At 56.6% G+C, this 297-nt stretch carries 1 pseudogene; it reads right to left on the reverse strand.

The window, feature by feature from the left end:
* Positions 1–54: 54 nt before the first annotated feature.
* Positions 55–297, reverse strand: a pseudogene (locus ACW9H9_RS28880) (hypothetical protein); the annotation flags it as partial.

Below are 297 nucleotides of genomic sequence, written 5' to 3' on the forward strand. Positions count from 1 at the left end.
CGCCTACAGGGCGCCTTCGGTTGGTTCAGTTACACCACTTCCAGGGACACGATCCCACGCGGCCAGCATCCGAATCAACTGCATTCGCGTCAGCCTGCGTAATTGCTCACGAAGCTCATCTGGTACGCTGACGATGGTGTTCTGGATAAGTTGCAATGTGACGCGGCAAGCCTGGATCGCTGTTTTACGGCAAACCTTGAGGACGCGCAGCGACTCGACTATCCCGTCTAGCTTCTTGCAAAAAAGGGCATGATTTTGCAAGTGGTGCGATCGCCGGTGGCGCAGCGGAAGGCCTGA

The sequence above is a fragment of the Pseudomonas sp. SDO5215_S409 genome (assembly GCF_054071325.1).